This is a genomic window from Danxiaibacter flavus (genome assembly GCF_041060425.1).
Taxonomy (GTDB): Bacteria; Bacteroidota; Bacteroidia; order Chitinophagales; family Chitinophagaceae; genus Danxiaibacter; species Danxiaibacter flavus.
Genome location: NZ_JAULBC010000009.1, coordinates 25,529 through 45,884, shown reverse-complemented (window position 1 = coordinate 45,884; position 20,356 = coordinate 25,529). Strand labels below are relative to the sequence as shown.

General features: G+C 42.5%; 11 protein-coding genes. 10 read left to right on the top strand and 1 reads right to left on the bottom strand.

The window, feature by feature from the left end; all coding sequences use genetic code 11:
* The first annotated feature begins 87 nt into the window (after nt 1–87).
* From QTN47_RS23795 to QTN47_RS23760, 8 genes are all read left to right on the top strand, one after another.
* A complete protein-coding gene (locus QTN47_RS23795) occupies nt 88–3,333 on the top strand; it encodes a SusC/RagA family TonB-linked outer membrane protein (protein WP_369331947.1) in 3,246 nt (1,081 codons plus the stop codon).
* 18 nt (nt 3,334–3,351) lie between these two features.
* Entirely contained in the window at nt 3,352–5,154 is a 1,803-nt protein-coding gene (locus QTN47_RS23790) for a RagB/SusD family nutrient uptake outer membrane protein (protein ID WP_369331946.1), read from the top strand.
* A gap of 269 nt (nt 5,155–5,423) precedes the next feature.
* The gene (locus QTN47_RS23785) at nt 5,424–6,326 is read left to right on the top strand and encodes a metallophosphoesterase family protein (protein ID WP_369331945.1); all 903 of its coding nucleotides are present in this window, start codon (nt 5,424–5,426) and stop codon (nt 6,324–6,326) included.
* Nucleotides 6,327–7,204: 878 nt separating this feature from the next.
* A complete protein-coding gene (locus QTN47_RS23780) occupies nt 7,205–8,743 on the top strand; it encodes an arylsulfatase (RefSeq protein ID WP_369331944.1) in 1,539 nt (512 codons plus the stop codon).
* 461 nt (nt 8,744–9,204) lie between these two features.
* Nucleotides 9,205–9,816 carry an RNA polymerase sigma factor gene (locus QTN47_RS23775; protein ID WP_369331943.1) on the top strand — a complete coding sequence of 204 codons (612 nt, stop codon included), beginning with the start codon at nt 9,205–9,207 and terminating at the stop codon, nt 9,814–9,816.
* Nucleotides 9,817–10,117: 301 nt separating this feature from the next.
* Entirely contained in the window at nt 10,118–11,200 is a 1,083-nt protein-coding gene (locus QTN47_RS23770; protein WP_369331942.1) for a FecR family protein, read from the top strand.
* A 202-nt stretch (nt 11,201–11,402) separates the two neighbouring features.
* Entirely contained in the window at nt 11,403–14,903 is a 3,501-nt protein-coding gene (locus QTN47_RS23765) for a SusC/RagA family TonB-linked outer membrane protein (protein WP_369331941.1), read from the top strand.
* Between the two features lie 35 nt (nt 14,904–14,938).
* Entirely contained in the window at nt 14,939–16,723 is a 1,785-nt protein-coding gene (locus tag QTN47_RS23760) for a RagB/SusD family nutrient uptake outer membrane protein (protein WP_369331940.1), read from the top strand.
* A gap of 343 nt (nt 16,724–17,066) precedes the next feature.
* Here QTN47_RS23760 and QTN47_RS23755 read toward each other — a convergent pair whose 3' ends face one another.
* Nucleotides 17,067–17,366: a hypothetical protein gene (locus tag QTN47_RS23755; RefSeq protein ID WP_369331939.1), complete on the bottom strand. Its 300-nt coding sequence runs from the start codon at nt 17,364–17,366 to the stop codon at nt 17,067–17,069.
* 510 nt (nt 17,367–17,876) lie between these two features.
* On the opposite strand from QTN47_RS23755, the gene QTN47_RS23750 reads away from it, so the two are divergent.
* Together QTN47_RS23750 and QTN47_RS23745 are read left to right on the top strand one after the other, a co-directional pair.
* Nucleotides 17,877–19,391, top strand: a complete 1,515-nt coding sequence (locus QTN47_RS23750; protein WP_369331938.1) for an alpha-L-fucosidase — start codon at nt 17,877–17,879, stop codon at nt 19,389–19,391.
* Nucleotides 19,392–19,466: 75 nt separating this feature from the next.
* Nucleotides 19,467–20,297 carry an AraC family transcriptional regulator gene (locus QTN47_RS23745; RefSeq protein WP_369332072.1) on the top strand — a complete coding sequence of 277 codons (831 nt, stop codon included), beginning with the start codon at nt 19,467–19,469 and terminating at the stop codon, nt 20,295–20,297.
* Nucleotides 20,298–20,356 lie beyond the last annotated feature (59 nt).

Sequence of the window (20,356 nt, the reverse complement as noted above, 5' to 3'; positions counted from 1 at the left end):
ATGCCCTAATCCCTTAATTAATCCCGTTAGCTTTTGGCGTTATCAAAAATTAACGCCAACCGAACTCATTGCAAAAACAAAAACAAAATGAAAAAAGACAAACTGCGCAAGAAGAGGCCGTACCTTGGTCGCGCGTCTTCCATGTTATTGCTTCTGTTTCTTAGTTGTTATTTAACCTTACCCGTTTTTGGGCAGAACAAAGCTGCAACCATAAAGGGTTTAATACAAAGCGAAAAAGGAGAAGCGCTAAATGGTGTTTCAGTTGAATTGAAGGCCGGTAATGTAAGCCATGCAACACAGACAAATGAAGATGGTGTTTTTATATTTGAAAACCTGGATGCTTCGCTAAAGTACAACCTGCAGTTCACACATGTTGGTTATGAATTAAAAGCAATTAAAAACTATGCACTTAAGCAGGGCATTACCAATTCAATCATTGTAAAGCTGAAAGAAGCCAATAACGATCTTTCTGAAATTGTTGTAGTTGGTTACGGCAAGCAGAAAAAAGTAAATCTGAGTGGTGCGGTTCAATCTGTATCATCCAAAGAGTTGGAAAGCAGGCCTATCAACAGCGTTGGCGCAGGATTGGAAGGATTGATCCCCAACCTGAACATTACTCCGGTAAGTGGAAGACCTACCGATGCACCTGCATTTAATGTGAGAGGATATACATCTTTAACAGGTGGCGATGCATTTATTTTGGTTGATAACGTTCCGGTAAGACCTGATGAACTCACCCGTTTAAACCCCGCTGATGTAGAGAGCGTTTCAGTATTAAAAGATGCGGCGGCCTCAGCTATTTATGGAGCACGCGCAGCCTTTGGTGTTGTATTGATCACGACGAAAACTGCTAAATCCGAAAAGCTCCAGGTTAGCGCAGATTTCAATTATGCTGTACGTGATGCCGGTAGTCTTCCTAAAATAGTAACAGATCCATTAACGGTGATGCAATACAAACATGACGCAGCCACACCTCTGTATGATTTGTATCCTGATGCAGTAAGGGAATATGCAGCTAAAAGATCAAAAGACCCTTCCCTCCCTGCAGTAATTGTTGATCCGACAGATCCCAACAAATGGGCCTATTACGGTTCAACCAACTGGATGAATGAAGCATACCGCAAGTCTGCACCAGCCTATACAGGTAATGTAAGTCTTTCACAAAAAACAAATAAGCTGTCTTATTACATGTCTGCGGGCTACTATCAACAGGATGGTTTGCTCAGATATGGCACTGATATATACAACCGTTACAACCTGCGTGGAAACGGTACTTACCAGGTTACCAAATGGTTCAAGCTGGGTACCAACACAACATTCACCGTAAGTAAGTACGACATGCCTACTTACAACTCATCTTACCTTTATTTTCACAACGTAAACAGAACACCTTCTTTATCGGTCCCTAAAAATCCGGATGGTACATGGACTGCTGATGGCGCTTCTTTACTGGGGACATTGCAGGATGGAGGAAGAACTACCACCAATACAAATGATGTTCTCGCAAACATCAATGCTGAGATCTCTTTGATAAAAGACACCTGGACCGTTAAAGGAGAAGCTTCCTACAGAAGAACAAATGCAACAACAAACGGATTTAACGTACCGGTGCCTTACAGAAATGGACCTACCCAACCGCTGGGTTATATTTATTCCGCGGATGGAGGTAACACAACATGGGCAAAAAATGAAGAAGGCGCTATAAACTATAACGTCTATAACGTTTATACTGATTTTCATAAAACCTTTGCGCAGAAACATTTCTTACAGGCGCTCGCAGGATTTAACCAGGAATACTGGTACCGCAATTATTTCTGGGTACAACGCAACAACCTGATCAGTACTTCTATTCCCAACACACAAGTTGCTACAGGTACAATTACACAGGGAAGCACCATTACCGACTGGGCTGTCAGAGGTCTTTTCTATCGCCTCAATTATATCTTTGACAATAAATATATAGTTGAACTGAATGGTCGCTATGACGGAACCTCACGCTTCCCTTCAAATGACAGATGGGGATTCTTCCCGTCAGCATCAGGAGCATGGGTAGTGTCTAAGGAAAACTTCTTTGGTAATATTAGCCGTTCTATCCGTATGGATCTGTTCAAGCTTCGCGCCTCTTACGGATCTTTGGGTAACCAGGCTTTGAATGCCAACCAATACAATAACCCAGCCTACGTTTATCCATATATTCCGTCGATGCCGGCAGGCCAGATCGCAAGTGTACTGGATGGACAGCGACCTATCGGTGTAAGTCAGCCTGCAGTTGTTTCGCCAACGTTAACATGGGAAACTGTAAAGACGGTAAACTTCGGAACTGACATGGCCTTCCTTAACAACAAACTTGAGTTGAATTTTGACTGGTACACACGCTACACTGAAGGCATGCTTACTAAAAGTAAAACGCTGCCCGGAACCTTCGGCGCATCTGAGCCACAAACAAATGCAGCTAACTTAAAAACCAAAGGATGGGAATTAACTGCCAGCTGGAGAGATCAATTCAGACTCGCATCTTCGCCATTCCTGTATTCACTGCGCTTTACACTTGGTGATAGCAAAGCTTTCATTACAAAGTATGACAATCCCAACAAGATTCTAAGTGATTACTATGAAGGCATGCAAATTGGTGAAATTTGGGGATTGACAACAGAAGGCTTTTTCCAAAATGATGAAGATATTCAGAAACATGCGGACCAGACCGCGGTTGGCTCTGATGATCAGCAGTATAAATTTTATGTGGGAGACTTGAAGTTTAAAGACCTGAATAATGATGGAAAAGTTGATTATGGCAATAACACCGTAAGCAACCCCGGTGATAAAAAGATAATTGGCAACAATGCGCCACACTATAATTACAGTTTCCAATTCACCGCAGACTATAAAGGATTTGATCTTCGCGTGTTTGCGCAAGGCATTGGTAAGCGCGACTGGTATCCGAATCCAAGCAATCACTATTTCTGGGGGATCTATGCCCAGCCATGGACCAACATACAGGAACACAACCTTGATCATTGGACACCGGAAACACCTAATGGATATTTCCCAAGAGTTAAATCTTACATAGCGGAAGATGCCAGCGAGCTTGGCGCTCCTCAAACAAGATACTTGCAAAACGCAGCATATCTCCGCCTTAAGAATTTAACCATTGGTTATTCATTGCCGCTTTCATTAACGCAGAAGTGGAAAATAAACAAGCTCCGCTTTTATGTGAGTGCAGAGAATTTGTTTACCATCAAACATCTGAAAGCAAATCTCGATCCCGAAGGATTGGACGGCACTGTATATCCTTTCCAGAAAACATATTCATTGGGTTTAAACTTCAATTTCTAATTGTTAACCTCGTACATCATGAAGAAAACAATTTATATAGCAGCGATACTATCGGTTACTACGGGGCTTTTTTCCTGCAAAAAAGATTTTCTGCAGCGGGCTCCACAATCGAATGTGACTTCAGAAACTTTTTTCAATACTCCACAGGATCTCGAAACTTATTCCAACAGTTTTTATAGCCAATTGCAGTTTGGCTATGACGATCTGAACTCTGACAATATCTCCAGCTACAGCGGTGGCGGAGAAACAGATCAATTGGTGCGCGGTTCTATAACGCCCGCAAATGTTGGCGGATGGAGCGATTGGGGCAGCTTGCGTAATATCAACTACATGTTAGATCATGCAGGTAAAGCGCAGGGAGACACTGCTGCCATCAACCATTACATTGGCATTGCCAAGTTTTTCCGGGCCTGGTTCTATTTCAGCAAAGTGAAAAGATATTCTGATGTTCCATGGTTTTCACACGCAATGCCCGCTGGCGACAGCAGCTTATATCTGCCGGCCACCCCAAGGGCAGTTGTTGTAGATTCCATGCTGAATGATCTTACATACTCAACAACCTATATCAAACCAACTGAGGGCAATAGAACAAGAGTTACGCAGTGGAGTGCACTTGCATTGATGGCGCGCATCTGTTTGTACGAAGGCACTTACAGAAAATATCATGCTGAAATAGGATTGAGTAACGATTACCAACGCTTCCTTGATAAAGCAGTGTGGGCAAGCCAGCAGCTGATGCAAAGCGGTAAATTCAGTCTCACTTCTACAGGAAACGGAGCTACGGATTTTCGCAATCTGTTTGCGAGTACCAGTCTTTCAGGAAACAATGAAATGATTCAATGGGCCAGCTACGACAAAGCATTGGGGGGCGGAAACAACACACACGTTGTGCTTGGCTGGACATGGTCCTTAAGCCGCAGCCTGATGGAATCATTTTTGATGAAAGACGGCACTCCATTTACTTCAGTTCCTGGCTATGACAAAAAAACCTTCACTGAAGTATTTGTCAACCGCGATCCACGTTTGGCTGAAACCATTGCACCTCCGGGCTTTTCAACCAATGGCGCAAATGGAGATCCTTATATAGCCAAACCAAATCTTGGAGAATATGACCAGGTAAAATTTTATCCTCGTGATCCTGCACAAAGACAAGGTTGGGTTTTAGACTATACCTCTCTTCCTATCTTCCGTTACGCTGAAGCACTGCTTGTGTATGCTGAAGCGAAAGCCGAATCCGGAACTATTACACAAGAAGACGTAGACAAAACAATCAACCTGATCAGGGATCGTGTTCAAATGCCACATTTATTGCTGACAAAAGCAAATGCTGAAATTGATCCTGTTTTAGCACAATACTACCCTAATGTAAGCGGACTGAATAAAGGTGCAATTCTCGAAATAAGAAGAGAACGTCGTGTTGAACTGGCATGTGAAGGTCAGCGCTTTGATGATCTGCAACGCTGGTATGCCGGCAAGCGTCTCCAGGATGCACAGCAAGGCATGTACGTTAGTGCATTGGGCGGAATTGATGTTACGGGTGATGGTCAGCCAGACATTGCAATACTTGCCTCACCAAATGATGAAAGTCCGATCAACAATCTACCGGATGATGTAAAAAAGAAATTGTCAAAATTCTATTTGAAAGATGCAAATGGAAAGGACAATAACTTTTATCTGACAAACGGCACATCTGGCTATATCGCATTTACTGTTGACAGGGATCAGCCCCGTAATTTTATTGAACCTAAGTACTACTATCGTCCTATTCCGCAAACACAGTTGGTGTTAAATCCACAGTTGAAGCAACCATATGGATGGTAGATGGAAAGCTTAAAGCGCAAAGCCTAAAGCTTAGAACTAGTGGCTGAAACTTTAAAGCTTATCATTTGACACATCAACAGCTGAAAGCTTAAAGCCCAAAGCTTAGAACCAGTGGCTGAAACTTTAGAGCTAATAATTAACGGTAACAATCCGGATAAACACAAATAATTAATTTTCTAAACTAATGAGCGTGGCTAACATTGGAAACAAACAATGAAGGCTACGCTCTAGCTTTAAGCTTTAGGCTTTGAGCTTTATGCTTAGTAATCATGAAAAGAAGAAATTTTATACAGAACCTGTCGCTAACAACGGCGGCCATAACAACAGCACAAATAAGCAAGGCTGCTGAGACAGCATCTTTCAAAAAATCGTCACCAGTATTAACCGTGGCACACATAACGGATGTGCATATACGTCCGGATGAAGATGTGCCTGCACGCTACAAAAAGTGTTTAGAAGCAGTTAAGAAACACAAGCCTGATTTTATTTTAAACGGTGGGGACTCAATTCATGATGCATCATATGACAATGTAAAGAGAGAACGGGTAACAGAACTGTGGGATTTGTGGGACGATTGCTGCAAACCTATTCAGCAATATGAAATGTATAGCTGCATCGGCAATCACGATATTTGGTGGGCGGCTCCTTCTAAAGAAGATGAAATGTATGGCGTTAACTATGTAACCAAACGTTTGAAAATTCCTAACCGTTATTACAGCTTCTCCAAAAAAGGATGGCACTTTATTGTTCTCGACGGCAACAACAAGGGTATTACGTTAGATGAAGAACAACTCAGATGGCTGGAAAATGACCTCAATAGTTTAGCTGCAAATACACCCGTTTTATTAATGTCCCACTACCCCATCCTTACTGTTACAGGTTCATGGGAAGGTGGTCAGCACGGAGATCACAAACAATTAAAACAACTCTTTTACAAGCATAAAGACAAAGTAAAAGTCTGCCTGAGCGGACACCAGCATTTACTCGACAGGGCATGGTATAACGATGTTCATTATTTCTGTAATGGTGCCATGAGTGGTTTCTGGTGGGGTAAGGGCGACACAAAATCTGCAGCACCCTATTATTACCAGGAAACAGCGCCCGGATATGCAATACTGAAACTATACGCAGACGGAAGTGTGGAGAATGAGTATATAGAACATAAATTGTAATTCTTTTAAACCATATAAGGCATATAAGGGAGTAGCAGGTTCAATACTTCTATGCAACTAGTGAATAGTGAATGGTCAATGGTGAAGGTTCGAGCTGGTTAAGTAAATACATTTTCGTTTGAGTGTTATTATTATCCTGAGCAAAAGCGCTTATTTGCGCTTATATTTCTTCTATACAACTAGTGAATAGTGAATGGTCAATGGTGAAGGATACAAACTGGCTGAGTAAATGTATGCAGCTCTAGCCATGATGGACCTCCGGTGTAACTTCTTGTACGCCCTTATATACCTTTAACGGTTCAAAAAACTTCGCTTCGGTCAGCTTTAGGCTTTGGGCTTTAAGCTTTATCAGTTGTCAACGAAGAAACGTTGGCGTGGCCGACACCTTACTTCTATACAACTAGTGAATAGTGAATGGTCAATGGTGAAGGCTCGAGCTGGTTAAGTAAATACATTGTCGTTTAATTGTTATTATTATCGTGAGCAAAAGCGCTTATTTGCGCTTATATTTCTTCTATACAACTAGTGAATAGTGAATGGTCAATGGTGAAGGTTCGAGCTGGTTAAGTAAATACATTGTCGTTTAAGTGTTATCATTATCCTGAGCAAAAGCGCTTATTTGCTCTTATATGCCTTATATGGTTTAAAAAACTTCGCTTCGGTCTGCTTTAGGCTTTGGGCTTTAGGCTTTGGGCTTTGGACTTTAAGCTTAATCAGTTATTTACCAGGAAACGTTGGCGCGGCCGATCTCTAACTTATCTGGTTTAAAAAAATTCTTCAGCCTATACCAAAAATCTTCCGCAAACGTTTGACTGAATAAAATCAACTCCTGATCAAATACAAAACAGGAAATTAGCATTTATCTATTACAAGACGATATGCTTAATTCCTTTTATATTTTCAAATTAAGAATTAAAAGTTCTAATACAATTTTTGCATCCATATATGCAATTCTTCTTTTTGCATGCATCTCATTTTCGGCAATAGCACAAGCTCAACGCAAACCCAACGTCATCTTCATTTACCTTGATGATATGGGCTATGGCGAGCTTGGTTGCTATGGTCAGCAAAAGATAAAAACGCCGAACATTGATCAACTTGGAGCTGAAGGCATGCGTTTTACACGGCATTACACAACATTCCCGGTATGTGCGCCGGCCAGAACCGGACTGCTAACGGGAAAGCATTCAGGCCATTGCTTTATAAGAGGCAACTATGAGTTCGGAGGTTTCTCTGATGAAGATGAAGGTGGTCAAATGGCATTGCCTGAAGGAGCCTTCACAATTGCGCAGTTAATGAAACAGGCAGGCTATGCAACAGGCGCTATCGGCAAGTGGGGACTAGGAATGAATAACTCAACAGGTGATCCGAATAAGCAGGGCTTCGATTATTTCTATGGTTATCTTGATCAAAAGCAGGCACACAATTTTTATCCCACACACTTATGGGAGAATGGAAAAAAAGATACACTCAACAACAAATACATCTACGTTCATCAGCCTTTATCAAAAAATGCATCGCCGCAGGATTTTGATAGGTTTAAGGGTAATGAATACAGCGGTACTAAAATGGCAGAAAAAACATTCGCCTTCATAAAAGCCCACAAGGATGAACCGTTCTTTTTGTACCTTCCTTATACTGGTCCGCATGTATCGCTGCAGGCCCCGGATGATGCAGTGAAAGAATATATCGGACAATTTGATGAACAACCTTATTATGGAGAAAACGGATATGCGCCATGCCGTTACCCTCTTTCTACTTACGCTGCAATGATCAGCTATACAGACAAGCAGGTTGGCAAAATAATGGCGCTCCTAAAGGAATTACATCTGGACGACAACACCATCGTCATGTTTAGCAGCGATAACGGAACTACCTTTAATGTAGGAGGAGTTAATGCAGAATATTTTAATTTAACAGCAGGACTAAGAGGAAGAAAAATGGACCTGTACGAAGGCGGCATCAGAATGCCATTTATAGCCAGATGGCCAGGCAAGATAAAAGCCGGCCAGGTCTCCGATCTTATATCTGCTCAGTATGATCTGATGGCCACGCTCACAGAGCTTACGTCAACAAAAACAAACTGGCACACAGATGGCCTGTCTTTTCTGCCAACACTACTCGGGCAGCCGGCCAAACAAAAAAAACATGAGTACCTATATTTTGAATATCCTGAAAAGAGCGGACAGATCGCCATCCGCATGGGAAACTGGAAAGGTGTAAAGAGTGATATCAAAAACAAGCAGAGCCATTGGGAACTGTTTGAGATGCTGCATGATGAAAAAGAAACAACAAACCTGGCATCAGATCATGCCGACATCATTGCACAATTCGAAAGCATCATACAAAAAGAACATCAGACGGCAGTAATCAGAGAATGGGAATTCATCGATCCAAAATTTAAACCAAAGAATTAATTCACCAAAACCTTCGGTTGTAATCGTGAAGCATGCTTGCACATTTGTGCAGCCATGCCGAAAACGGCATAAAAACATTTTAAACCATATAAGTAAGTTGTTGGCCACGCCAACGTTTCTTTGTAAACAATTGATAAAGCCTAAAGGCTAAAGCTGACCGAAGCGAAGTTTTTTAAACCATATAAGGCATATAAGAAAATATAAGAACTTTTGCTCAGGATAATGATAACACTACAACAAGAATGTATTTACTTATCCAGCTCGGATCTTGACCATTGACTATTCACTAGTTGTATATAAGGCATTAAAAAATAGCGAAGCCTTATATTTTCTTATATGCCTTATATGGTTTAAAAAAAGCCGGGTTAATATATTACTTTTCTTTTCCATTTAACTACGCAAACGTTTGATTAAATTATCTTTCATTTATGTTGTTACCTTAAGGGTTGAGGATAACTGCCATGAACCAAAACTTTCAACAGCCAGGTGAAGCTTTATGGAAAAAACTCAAACATAGCGATGCTGCTGCCTTCGAACATCTTTACCGGATGTACGCAGCGGACCTGTTCAACTATGGCAGTAAACTGACAAGCGATGCTAACCTTTTAAAGGATAGCATCCAGGACATATTTATTGAGATCTGGAAATATCGCGAAACGATCGGCATTGCCAAACACCCCAAATTTTACCTGTTTAAAACGCTTCGTCACAGAATTTTACGCAACAGCAATGCAGTACCGTTATTTCTCGATAATTATTCCAACCCGGCGATTTTTGAATACCCCTGTCACGAAACGCCCGAGCATCTTGCCATTCAATTGGAGCAGAACAACCTCAATACAAAAATTATCCAGGACCTGTTAAGCAAGCTTAGCTCCAGGCAGCGTGAAGCGATCCACCTCCATTTCTATCATAACTTTTCTTATGTTGAAATGACCGCTTTAATGGGCATGAATTATCAATCTATCCTTAACCTTATGCAGCGTGCGTTGAAAACATTAAGGCAGGAAGCTGTGAAATTCCCAGCGATATCATTTTTGGTACTGATTGGACTGATTGCTTTTTTTGCCTGATATTTCTGAATGCCTGATGCAGAATTTGATGTCTGATGTAGGATTTGAGGATGTCTGATTTCTTTCTCCTCATCAGCTTAACATATATCGAACAACGATTAAGCAAGAATAGCATGTCAGAATAACTTTATTCTTTCCCTCCTCACCCCTTCATCACGCTCTTGAACACCTGATACCTGACAGCTGATACCTCACACCTTACGCCTCACACCTTTTTCATCTTTTTCAAAAAAACTTCCAAAACACTGAGTATGTTTTACAACTTTTTTGCTCTGATGTACCGGACCATACTAAATTGCTTATGAACCCGGAACTGGAAAAGTTTGTTCTAGACGAAAAATTTGTTTCGTGGATATTGAATCCCAATGGCGTTTATGCGGAATACTGGAAACAGTATTTTGCGGAATCGCCGCACGAAAAACCTGTTGCAGACGAAGCTGCAATACTTGTACAGGAATTGCACGAAGCAGAAAAGGAGAACTACGCACCTGTAAGGCAAGATATTTTGCAATCTACGTGGCAGAACATAGAAAAGGAATTACAGACCTCCGGAAAGGAGGTCACAATTAAATACAAACACAAGACTAATATTTATCGCTATGCTGTCGCTGCTGCCGTTGTCATTTTTGCGACAACAATTTTCTTTCTTTCTAAAAAAGACCCTGTCAACAATACTGCGCCGGTATTGGCCGAAACAAAAGCTGACATACAGTCAAAACAAATCATAACCAATACAAGTACACATTTCAGGTTAATACATCTGAGTGACGGCACTGCAATCAATCTTGCACCTCAGAGCACGATCACGGCTGAGAAAATATTCACGGGCTATAAACGCGAGGTAACGCTTACGGGTAACGCTTTTTTCCAGGTGGCTAAAGATGCTTCAAAACCCTTTTACGTTTATACCGGCTCTGTTGTTACGCGTGTGGTAGGCACAAGTTTTAGCATTGTTACAATGCCTGACAGCAAGAACATAACCGTTAGCGTTAAAACAGGTAAAGTGATGGTATATAAAAAAGGAGATGAACAAAAGCCATCAGCAATAGCAGTATTGCTGCCGTCGCAACAATGCTCTTACCTGGCAATACTGGATACAATTGAGACCAGGAGTCTTTCCACGCCTGACGATGCTGTTATCAAACCGATCACAGAAAAAAACCAGCACTTTGACAGGGTAACGGTCCCGGCACTACTTGATGCTGTTGCCCGCAGATTTGATGTGGAGATCAAATACACAGCAAATGATTTTCAGGGTACCGACATAACTATTACACTGCTAACCTCTCAAAGTCTTGAAAGCATGCTTCATGTTATCAGTAAAACAGTGAATGCGAATTATAGAATTGAAGACAACAAGATCATTTTTACCAAAAGCAAATAATTATTCATCCTTCAAAAAACAAAGATTCATGAGCATTCATTAAACCAAAAATTAACAAGAGAAGATGGCGGTGTTCGCGGCACTCGCCACCTTAATTACTTAGCGGTACGGAGCCGTCTAAGCCGATTTGCGTAAACCATTATTCACTGCAAAATCACTTAAATGTATGAACAAAAAACGAAACTGTTCAATCGTTTTGCTTATGAGAATCACAGCGATTAAAACCTTTTTTATACTGGCAATTTTAAACACTGCTCTTGCCAGGGAAGGAAAGGGTCAATCTGTTCTTGATCAAAAGATCACCGTAAATTTTAAAGGAGAAAAACTCCCGGACGCACTGAAGATCCTGGAAAAATCTGCTGACATAAGTTTTTCCTATTCAGGCGATGTCCTTGACAAAGAGAAAAAAGTATGGTACAGTGCTGAAAACAAAGAACTTAGAGAAGTATTCACAGCATTGTTCAAACCGTTAAAAATTGATTTTGAGGTTGTCGACAGCTATATTGTCCTGACAAAAAATCAAACCAAAACATCTGCAGAAAGGCTTTCGAATCTGCAACTTCAGGCTGTTTACAAGGAAGAAAGAACAATAAAAGGTATTGTAACGGATGAAACCAATAAGCCACTCAGCGGTGTTAGTGTAACGCTGAAAAACAAACCAGGTGGTGTATTTACCGATGAGGCCGGTAAGTTCGAAATAAGTGCTGATAACGGTGATGTATTGTTGTTCTCGTCAGTTGGATATATAAGCTATTCAGAATCAATCGTAGCTCAGCGCTCCAACTTAACCATTGCGTTGAAAAGCAGCAGTGCCGAATTAGGTGAGGTAGTGGTAGTTGGTTATGGTACTCAGAAAAAAACAAATGTGACCGGAGCCATTTCAACAGTCACCATGAGTAAGTTAACTGATGTTCCCGTGAGCAATCTGTCCAATGCTTTGGCTGGACGCGCACCCGGTGTTAACGTAACCAATACTTCAGGCCTCGCGGGTGCAACATCTGCCATCAGGATCAGGGGAAGTTTTGGAGACCCATTGTATGTTATTGATGGTATACTGAGAGATAAAACAGCTTTTGATGCGCTCGATCCAAATGAAATTGACCAGATGAGCATTCTTAAAGATGCGGCAACTGCTTCAATATATGGTTCACGCGCAGGTAATGGTGTAATTATGGTTACAACTAAAAGCGGAACTATTGGAAAACCTGTGTTCAACTTCCAGGCTTCTTATACTACGGGAAAACCTACGCAGGAATTGTTGTCCAACAAAACTACTGCCACAGATGAACTGATCTATCAGAACCGCGTTGCTGAGTTTAACAGTGCAACCTTGCCGAACGGCCAGGCTGAGTTTGACTATTTTAAAAACCGGAACTACAATGTAAATGACTGGATCTGGCGCAATCCTCAAACACAGAAATACATGTTGAGTGTAAATGGCGGTAGCGATAAGATCACTTATTATTCCATGCTAAGCTATACGAATGACAAAGGATCTTACATCAATCTTGATTATGGTAAATATAATTTGAGGACCAACGTTACAGCAAAAATTTCTGATGACATAAAGCTTAACCTGAATGTTTCAGCAGCTCAGCAAAACCCTGATCGTTTTTACTGGCCCTTCACCGGAGATGACGATTATAACGTGGGAGACTTTTACAGGGTTACTTTCAACTGGCCTAAGTTATATCCATTTTATCTGAATGCAGATGGCTCTCCTGCAAATGAAATTACCCGTTACCCTGTACAAACGCCAATGGGTAGCTGGCAGGCATGGAACGTAATTGACCAGGTTGAAGGACAGCGTTATATCAAAACAAGAAGAAGACAGTTGAATACCATTGCAACACTTGATATTAAACTGCATAAATTAATTCCGGGACTGGCTGCAAAAGTGATGGCAAATTATGAAGCCAATGATTACATGCGTAAATGGTTCTTAACCTATCAGACCAACTATGTTTTTATTTCTGCTGATCCTGATGGCAACCGTTTTATTCCTGGCCCGCCCGATCCGAATAAGACAAACATATTCACGTTTAGTCAAAACAGCCCTTTCATGCAGTATAATATGCAGAATGGATGGAACTATCAGATAGACGGCTACCTGACTTATAACCGCAATTTCCGGAAACATTCAGTTGACGGGTTATTGGTGTATGAGCAGGCTGAAACCGGCCTAACCAGTGCAACAGCAAAAGCACAGCAACCTATTGCACCTATTGACCAGATGTTTGCTTATTCAAATGACGCAACCAATCGCTATGGTACAGGCTACGAGCAAAACGGTGCAAGGCAATCGTGGATTGGCCGCTTTAACTATTCTTTTGACAAACGCTATATAGCCGAGTTCTCTTTCCGTTATGATGGTAATACGCTTTTCCCTCCAAAGAAACGCTGGGGCTTCTTCCCTTCAGCTTCTGTGGGATGGAGAATATCACAGGAGTCTTTCTTCAAGAATAGCGTTAGCTGGGTAGATGAGTTGAAGCTGAGAGCATCATATGGAACAACGGGTAACGACCTGGATGTGAACAACAATAAAATTGCGCCATTCTCCTATCGCTACACTTATCAGAACACCGGCTCTTATATATGGGGCAACAACCTATATACAGGTATCGGCCCGGGGGCTACGCCTAACCCTAACCTTACATGGGCCACCATCACCAATGCCAACATAGGTCTTGATTTTGCCACATTGCAAAACAGGCTTTCGGGTAAGGTAGATGTGTTTGTAAACAAAATGACGAACATCCTTGGTGCACGTACCGTTACATTGCCGGACAACTATGGTCAGACTCTTGCCCCGGAAAACTATGCTGCAAGATCATTCCGTGGTGGTGAATTTTCTGCTGAATGGAGAGACATGATTCCAGGAAGCAAAATCAATTATTCTGTTTATGGTAACATTGGCTATGCAATTGACCGTTGGGATGTATTAGATCAAAGCCCGGACTATCAACCCGGCGGCGCACAGGCCTTCCGCAATGCAGTTGGTCAACCCGCCAACAGGATCTTTGGTTATAAAGCCAAAGGCATTATACGCACGCAGGATCAGTTAGATGAACTTCTTCACAGCGACTTTAAACAATTTGGAAGAACACCTTATTTGGGCGCATTACTTTTCGAGGACGTGAGAGGTGACGCGTACAAACCAGGTGCAGACGGAAAGGTTGATGCAAATGACGTGCAACTACTCAGCAAGAATGGATCTCCACGCATCAACTTTGGGATGGGCTTTAACGTGTCATGGAAAGGATTTTCATTTGATGCGCACTTCCAGGGTGTAAGCGCTTATGATCGCATGATCAGCAACCTTGACGGACCAGGTATGCGTCAATGGGGAGGCAACTTCAGAACATATTACCCCATCTGGGCCGGGGATGTTTGGACACCTGAAAATCCCAACGGAAAATACCCGCGTGTTGTAGGCCAGAACTGGGCTGAAGCCGGTGGAGATGGTTCTTCTTTTTGGATAAGGAACGGCGGATATCTTAGGCTACGTAACCTGAATATTGCGTATAACCTCCCGGCAAAATGGCTCTCACGCATAAAAGTTTTACAGACTCAATTCTTTATTAACGGAACCAACCTGCTCACGTTCTCTAAAATGAAAGAGTTCCAGGATCCCGAACAGGACAACTATGATTCTTATCCGATCATGAAAACATTCACTATTGGTGCAAACATCAGGTTTTGATAAGTACGGTTAAGAATAACACTAAAATTTCTACGATGAAAAAAATTATTTTCTTCCTTTATACAATCGCAATAGCAACAAGCTGTTCCAAAGTTCTGGATGTAGAAGATCTTAACAACTACAGTCCGGACCAGGTTTGGAATGATGCCAATCTTGCCAATGCATACCTTGCCAATATTTATCCGGTATTTGGTAACTGGAGAGCTTCTGCTGACAGAACAAGCGACCAGTTATCCGGCATTGTTTTTCCACCGGACGCCATTACAATCACCAACAGTGCCAGCTCGGTAATAGGTGATGCATACAGCGGCTGGAATTATACAACCATGCGTTTAATCAACCAGGCGATCGTTGATGTACCCAACGGTTCTTTAGCTAAAAATGTAAAGGACCAGATAATGGGCCAGGCTTATTTTCTGCGTGCATATACTTATTTTGGGATGGTAAGAGCTTATGGTGGTGTGCCTTATCTTACAAAGCCCCAGGACAGGTACACTGATACACTTGCTGTTCCCCGTAACTCTACCAAAGAGTGTTTTGATCTGATGGTGAAAGATATTGATTCAGCAATTGCATTGCTTCCAAAACACATTTTGCCGGCATCTGCAGACTGGGGTAAAATTGACGGAAATTTTGCTACTGCGTTTAAGGCAAAAGTATTATTGTATATGGCCTCTCCACAGTTCAACCCTTCCAACCCCTGGGATAACACTTATTGGACCAATGCCTATACTGCAAACAAAAAAGCATACGATGATCTGACTGCCCAGGGATATAAACTTACAGACGACTATTCGGGAATTTTTCTTAATGAGCGCAATAGCGAAGTGGTGTTTTCTGTGATCAATCTGTATCCGAATAAAGTAGCAGCATGGGATGAAACGATAAGACCGGGATCTTTAAGCCGTGGCAATGCATCCACCTGTCCTACATGGGAACTCGTAAGAGCATTTCCGATGAAAGATGGCAAACAATTCAATGATCCATCCGGCAAATATTATAAGTCAGAAGACCAGCTGCTTCAATCTTACTGGCAGAACAGGGATCCCCGTTTTGAAAAGTCAGCCGTTTGGAACGCCAAACAATACCCCGTAGCCGGCACAACTGTCGGTTACAGACAATATACTTCGGTTGGCATAGCCAATGCGTTGGACAATTATGGCATCAATCCAAACTCTTCGGACAAATCAACCAATAACGACCGGTATACAGGCTTTTTTATTCTGAAGGGCTCCAAGCAAGTGCTCACGCAGGCACAGGTGCAGCAATATGATGTGGATTTTGTGCTAATGCGCTTTGCAGAAGTGATGCTTAACTATGCCGAAGCGGCAAATGAAACAGGACATTTGGCTGATGCAATGGATATTCTTAAACAAATAAGAAGCAGGGCTGGCATTGAACCCGGAGCAGACGGCAACTATGGCATTTCTGCAGCCAACAGACAGCAAATGCGCCAGGCGATTGTGGATGAACGCAATATTGAGCTTTGCTTTGAAGGCTTCCGTTTTTGGGATCTGAGACGCTGGCGCATGTTCAGTGTGCTCGACAATGGAACCAAACACGGTGTTGAAGCGATTGCAATTGAGGCCAATGGTGCTGAAATGCCATTAACTGAGGCTAAGACAGCGGCTGATAATAACACGCTTACTGAAAGCAATTTCAAATATTCCATATTGCAGGCACCACAGGCCGGCGTAAAAGTGAATTCATTGCCAGATAAGTATTACTTCTTCCCTATTCCACAGAGCGTTTTGGTAAAAAACCAAAACCTTCAACAGAATGTAGACTGGGGCGGAAGCTTTGACCCTACACTGCATTAGTATTTCACGCCTGGGCGTCTGTTGTTTCACGCAGCGGACGCGGCAGGGCGGCGGCGCGGCGATAAGTTCTTAGACGTTTCAACTTAATAAATACCATTGCGTCGCTGCTTCTTGGCGATCGTTGCGTGAAATTTTCTTCTTTTCTCGCGGCGGGCACGGCGAGGCGGCGGCGCGGCGATAAGTTTTTAGAAGTTTCAACTTAATAAATACCGTTGCGTCGCTGCTTCTTGGCGATCGTTGAGTGAAACCTTTTTCTTTTCTCGCGACTGGCACGGCGGGGCGGCGGCGCAGCGATAAGTTCTTAGACGTTTCAACTTAATAAATATCGTTGCGTCGCTGCTTCTTAGCGATCGTTGCGTGAAATTTTCTTCTTTTCTCGCGGCGGGCGCGGCGGGGCGGCGGCGCAGCGAAACTTTAAGTGCATTAATTCAAATAGTTGGCGTTGCGTCGTTGCTCCTTGGCGATCGTTGCGTGAAACCTTCTTCTTTTCTCGCGGCGGGCACAGCGGGGCGGCGGCGCAGCGAAACTTTAAGTGCATCAACTCAAATAGTTGGCGTTGCGTCGTTGCTCCTTTGCGTTCGTTGCGTGAAACCTTTTTCTTTTCTCGCGGCGGGGCGGCGGCGCAGCGAAACTTTAAGTGCATTAATTCAAATAGTTGGCGTTGCGTCGTTGCTCCTTTGCGGTCGTTGCGTGAAACCTTTTCTTTTCTCGCGGCGGGCGCGGCGGGGCGGCGGCGCGACGATAAGTTTTTAGACGTTTCAACTTAATAAATATCGCTGCGTCGCTGCTTCTTGGCGTTCGTTGCGTGAAACCTTTTTCTTTTCTCGCAGCGGGCGCGGCGGGGCGGCGGCGCGACGATAAGACTTTAAACATTTGGATATCCGGCGTTGCGTCGTTGCTTCTTGGCGTTCGTTGCGTGAAACTTTTACCTAATTGCGTGAAACATTACCGCGAGAAAAAACATGACCGTCTCAGCAATTGAGGCGGTCTTTTTATTTGCGACATTCTCACTTATCACCAATTCTTTGCTAAAATCGAGCAACTGGGGAATGTTTTATTCTTCTTATTTTGTCGAACGCGCGGCCATGTGATAAAGCAATTTAACTGCAAGTCGCAACAGCATTTTAGACCTGATTTAAAAAGAAAAACAATAATGCAAACAAGTAAAATTATTACGGGCATTGCTTTATGTAGTATAATGACTACTGCGGCTATTTCGCAATCAAAATCAAATTATGCCATCATTCAGCCCACAGACACAGAAGAACAAATCGTATCAAAGGCTGCCAATGTAATTCCTACGGCAAGGCAGCTCCGTTGGCAACAACTTGAACTGACAGCATTCTTCCACTTCGGCGTAAATACATTTACAGGAAGGGAATGGGGCGATGGAAAAGAAGACCCGGCAATATTTAATCCTACTCAACTGGATGCCAAACAATGGGTTCGCACTTGCAAAGAGGCCGGCATTAAACAAGTGATCATCACTGCAAAACATCATGATGGATTTTGCTTGTGGCCAAGCAAATACACGGATCACTCCGTAAAAAGCAGTCCCTGGAAAAATGGCAAGGGAGATGTGGTTAAAGAAGTCTCCGATGCATGCAAACAATACGGCATTGGCTTCGGTGTTTATTTATCACCATGGGACAGAAACAATCCCAAATATGGAACTGAAGAGTACAACACTTATTTTGTAAACCAGCTCACTGAATTACTCACTAACTATGGGCGGGTTGACGAAGTTTGGTTTGATGGAGCAAATGGCGAAGGTCCTAACGGCAAAAAGCAGGTATATGATTTTGACAGATGGTATAACCTCATTCGTAAACTGCAGCCACAAGCAGTAATTGCTATTATGGGACCGGATGTAAGATGGGTTGGCACAGAATCCGGCTACGGTCGTGAAACAGAATGGAGCGTAGTGCCTGCTAACAATCTCGACCAAAGCGCCATTAGTGCGGGTTCTCAAAAAGACCTTGCATTTAAACCTTCCGGGGATATGACCGGCGATGACATTGGCGGCAGGGACAAGATCACCAAAGCAAAAGGATTGGTTTGGTACCCTGCGGAAACAGATGTTTCGATCAGGCCAGGTTGGTTCTATCATGAAAACGAAGACAGCAAAGTAAAGTCACCTGAAAAACTGATGGATATCTATTACGCATCTGTTGGACGTAATGGCGTATTGCTGCTGAATATTCCCCCTGACAAAAGAGGATTGCTAAGCGACAGCGATGTCAAGAATCTTCAAGGCTGGAAAGCATTAAGAGATAAAAGCTTCGGCAATAATATTCTAAAGGGAGCTGCTGTGAGCGTTAATGGCAAACAGGTAAAAAGCATTACTGATAGTAAGTATGATACTTACTGGCAGGCAGACAAAAATCAATCAACCGCAATTTTTGAAATCAGCCTTCCTGCTGCAAAAGAATTTAACTTACTACAGTTGCAGGAAAATATTGCAATAGGACAAAGAGTTGAATCATTCGAACTGGAAGCATTTATTAACAACGAATGGAAAACTGTTGCAAAAGGAACAACTATCGGTTATAAACGTATCATCAAATTTGATGCACTGTCTGCACAAAAGTTACGTTTCAAAATAACCGGCGCAAGATTGAATCCAACAATCAGTGAGATTGGCTTGTATAAAGAAGTTTCTCAATAACAGCCAGATAAGTTAATACACAAGATCAGTTCAATACCAGTCGCTTCCACCAATAACATCCTATATTTGTTATTAGTGGAAGCGATTAAACATATACTACATTATATTCACAAGCACTTTACAGAAAATCTTTCATTAGAAAAACTTGCAGCCGAAGCCCATTACTCACCGTATCATTTTCACAGGTTATTCAAAGAGCATGTTGGTGAGCCACCCCTGCAATATTTGATCCGCCTGCGCCTTGAACAATCTACCAAAGAGCTTTTGTTTTATCCGGACAAGTCCATTTATGCAATTGCAATAGACTGCGGCTTTAGTTCCCAATCTGTTTTTGCACGCTCCTTCAAATCAAAGTACAATACATCCGCAGCAGAATACCGTAAGCAAGCATTGCAAATCATACAGGACAGAACCAACGAATACGCTCCGGACGTTCAACAATATCCCGTTTCAATAACAAGATTACCGCCGCTCGCAATCGCAGGTGAAATTATACTTCTGAATGACGAGGAAGGTATTATCAAAACTTTTCATCAATTACATAACTGGGCTTTTGCAAACGAACTTTCATACAGGCATCCCGAATATTACGGCGTTTTTCTTGACTCTCCTTTTTCAACGCCGCTTGACAAATGCCGCTATATGGCAGGCATCCGCGTTAGCAGGCCGGTAAAAGACAAAGTCTGCAACAATCTTGGAGGAGTCACCATAGCACAAATCCCCGTATTGGGAAATTATAAGGTGTTAACAGACTACGCCATGTATGTAAAGAAAAAGTGGGTGAAAGACAGCGGCTATCAAATTATACAAGGCATACCCGGGTTTGAGCAATTTAGCGGAATAACTCCTTCCAAACCCTATGCTCAACATTACCGGACTATCTGTATAGGCATTCAACCTGTATAGCAAGAATTGCAAAACGAACAGCAAGAAATGCACAATCCTACCGGAGCATGCCGGCTAGT